2 tRNA genes and 2 rRNA genes (1 of these 4 cut by a window edge) are annotated in these 3,488 nt (G+C 55.0%); all 4 read left to right on the top strand.

The annotated features are described in order from the left end of the window. Window positions 1-328 precede the first annotated feature (328 nt). Window positions 329-1,813: ribosomal RNA gene (locus AX702_RS18930) — 16S ribosomal RNA — on the top strand. A 192-nt stretch (window positions 1,814-2,005) separates the two neighbouring features. Next, window positions 2,006-2,082: transfer RNA gene (locus AX702_RS18925), tRNA-Ile, on the top strand. A gap of 12 nt (window positions 2,083-2,094) precedes the next feature. Then, window positions 2,095-2,170, top strand: a tRNA-Ala gene (locus tag AX702_RS18920). Window positions 2,171-2,661: 491 nt separating this feature from the next. Further along, a 23S ribosomal RNA gene (locus tag AX702_RS18915) occupies window positions 2,662-3,488 on the top strand; it runs 1,998 nt beyond the window's last position. Together the 16S and 23S rRNA genes with 2 tRNA genes alongside form the textbook arrangement of a ribosomal RNA operon.

Genomic DNA, 3,488 nt, shown 5'->3' with positions numbered 1-3,488 from the left:
GGTCGCCCTAGATGGGTGTCACCGCAGCGGTGGCCGGAATGGTTGCCGCGGTGGTCATCGAAATCCAGGCGCCGAGGTCGTCCCACGAAAGAGGGATTGGACTGGGCGTCGGTTTTTGTCGCTCTTTGACATTGTTGGTTTAGATGAAGGGACATGTGGGCGGCGGCTCCGGGTCTGATATCCTCAGGGTATCGGGTGCTCGGTTAAAGCCAAGCCTGGCTTGCATGTCTCTGTTACTTATCCACAGTAATAGTATTTGTGCAGGTTGGGCTCCCTGAGATGCTTCGCGCTGGTCCTGGTTATTCCACTGGGGTTGGCGTGGTGACATAAACTTGAGAGTTTGATCATGGCTCAGAACGAACGCTGGCGGCATGCCTAACACATGCAAGTCGAACGAGATCTTCGGATCTAGTGGCGCACGGGTGCGTAACGCGTGGGAATCTGCCCCTTGGTTCGGAATAACAGTTAGAAATGACTGCTAATACCGGATGACGACGTAAGTCCAAAGATTTATCGCCGAGGGATGAGCCCGCGTAGGATTAGCTAGTTGGTGTGGTAAAGGCGCACCAAGGCGACGATCCTTAGCTGGTCTGAGAGGATGATCAGCCACACTGGGACTGAGACACGGCCCAGACTCCTACGGGAGGCAGCAGTGGGGAATATTGGACAATGGGCGAAAGCCTGATCCAGCAATGCCGCGTGAGTGATGAAGGCCTTAGGGTTGTAAAGCTCTTTTACCCGGGATGATAATGACAGTACCGGGAGAATAAGCTCCGGCTAACTCCGTGCCAGCAGCCGCGGTAATACGGAGGGAGCTAGCGTTGTTCGGAATTACTGGGCGTAAAGCGCACGTAGGCGGCTTTGTAAGTTAGAGGTGAAAGCCTGGAGCTCAACTCCAGAATTGCCTTTAAGACTGCATCGCTCGAATCCGGGAGAGGTGAGTGGAATTCCGAGTGTAGAGGTGAAATTCGTAGATATTCGGAAGAACACCAGTGGCGAAGGCGGCTCACTGGACCGGTATTGACGCTGAGGTGCGAAAGCGTGGGGAGCAAACAGGATTAGATACCCTGGTAGTCCACGCCGTAAACGATGATAACTAGCTGTCCGGGGACTTGGTCTTTGGGTGGCGCAGCTAACGCATTAAGTTATCCGCCTGGGGAGTACGGCCGCAAGGTTAAAACTCAAATGAATTGACGGGGGCCTGCACAAGCGGTGGAGCATGTGGTTTAATTCGAAGCAACGCGCAGAACCTTACCAGCGTTTGACATGGTAGGACGACTGGCAGAGATGCCTTTCTTCCCTTCGGGGACCTACACACAGGTGCTGCATGGCTGTCGTCAGCTCGTGTCGTGAGATGTTGGGTTAAGTCCCGCAACGAGCGCAACCCTCGCCTTTAGTTACCATCATTCAGTTGGGTACTCTAAAGGAACCGCCGGTGATAAGCCGGAGGAAGGTGGGGATGACGTCAAGTCCTCATGGCCCTTACGCGCTGGGCTACACACGTGCTACAATGGCAACTACAGTGGGCAGCAATCCCGCGAGGGTGAGCTAATCTCCAAAAGTTGTCTCAGTTCGGATTGTTCTCTGCAACTCGAGAGCATGAAGGCGGAATCGCTAGTAATCGCGGATCAGCATGCCGCGGTGAATACGTTCCCAGGCCTTGTACACACCGCCCGTCACACCATGGGAGTTGGATTCACCCGAAGGCGTCGCGCTAACCGCAAGGAGGCAGGCGACCACGGTGGGTTTAGCGACTGGGGTGAAGTCGTAACAAGGTAGCCGTAGGGGAACCTGCGGCTGGATCACCTCCTTTCTAAGGATAGCGGCGGTTAAGCGCCTGGTCCCAACCTTCGGGTTCTGACCGGGAAGAGCTTCCTCCCATTCCAAAGAACATCGCCGCCGTCCTCATGTCCCTTCATCGTCTGGATATCCTCTCCCATGAGAGGATACTGCCTGAGCTGGCTCACGCCGCCCGCGGCCTTTATGGCTGGTTCGGGTTGCAGATGGGCCGGTAGCTCAGGTGGTTAGAGCGCACGCCTGATAAGCGTGAGGTCGTAGGTTCAACTCCTACTCGGCCCACCATCTGTCAGTATTGGGGCCTTAGCTCAGCTGGGAGAGCGGTTGCTTTGCAAGCATCAGGTCATCGGTTCGATCCCGATAGGCTCCACCACTGCGCAGCCGGCGAGACGCGCAAGCAAAGCTTGCAGCGCACACCGGCAAGCACGGCCAGCCTAGCTGCAAGCTAGGTCTGACGACGCGGCTTTGCCGCGGCGTGGTTAAGCTCTGACAGTCCAGAAGATGAAGACACGAGATCCTCGCGTGCAAGCGCGAGGTATTGGGCCGCGACGGCCCTCTTTGACATTGTGAATGGGTTCTTAAAATCGATGCCGTGGCGGTATGGGTTTGAGACGATAGGATCGCGAGAAGCGGTTCGCCAAGAGCTTCGGCTCGACGCGATCTGGCTGCGGGGTTCGAAGCGTCCAATTTTCATATCACTACAATAATCTGGCTGAGATTTATCATCCACATCAGCTGAGCCGCTCGGCGGCACGCTTCATGCGTGTCGACGAAGGGCCAGATCAAAACCGCGTAACGCTGCTCTGCCGAGTTTCGTGTTGGTCTTCGGACCAATCCAGCGTTGTCGTTGGTGGTGTGGACTCTCAAGCGTGAGGTAAGGGCAATTCGTGGATGCCTTGGCATGTACAGGCGATGAAGGACGTGGCACGCTGCGATAAGCGTCGGTGAGGTGTGAGCAACCTTTGACCCGACGATTTCCGAATGGGGAAACCCACCTATCCCGATTATCTTAGCTGAGCCGCTCGGCGGCACGCTTCATGCGTGTCGTCGTGGGGCTTGGTTTGAGGTAATCAGGAAGAAGGTATCATGAAACTGAATACATAGGTTTCGTGAAGCGAACCCGGGGAACTGAAACATCTCAGTACCTGGAGGAAAAGACATCAACCGAGATTCCGTTAGTAGTGGCGAGCGAACGCGGACCAGGCCAGTGCCTTTTGTTCAACTAGCAGAACGATCTGGAAAGTTCGGCCGTAGCGGGTGACAGCCCCGTATGCGAAAGTGAGACAAGAGGACTTGAGTAGGGCGGGACACGTGTAATCCTGTCTGAATATAGGGGGACCACCCTCTAAGCCTAAATACTCGTACATGACCGATAGCGAACTAGTACCGTGAGGGAAAGGTGAAAAGCACCCCGATGAGGGGAGTGAAACAGTACCTGAAACGGATTGCCTACAAGCAGTTGGAGGGTCCTTGAGGCCTGACAGCGTACCTCTTGCATAATGGGTCTGTGACTTAATGTTTCAAGCAAGCTTAAGCCGATAGGTGTAGGCGCAGCGAAAGCGAGTCTGAATAGGGCGACATAGTTTGAAGTATTAGACCCGAAACCCGGCGATCTAGGCATGACCAGGATGAAGGTGCGGTAACACGCACTGGAGGTCCGAACCGATTAACGTTGAAAAGTTACCGGATGA

It is taken from the genome of Sphingomonas sp. CCH5-D11, from assembly GCF_001557395.1.
In the GTDB taxonomy this organism is placed as follows: domain Bacteria; phylum Pseudomonadota; class Alphaproteobacteria; order Sphingomonadales; family Sphingomonadaceae; genus Sphingomonas.
Note: the sequence above shows the minus strand (reverse complement) of the source record. Positions and strands in the feature narration are given on the sequence as shown.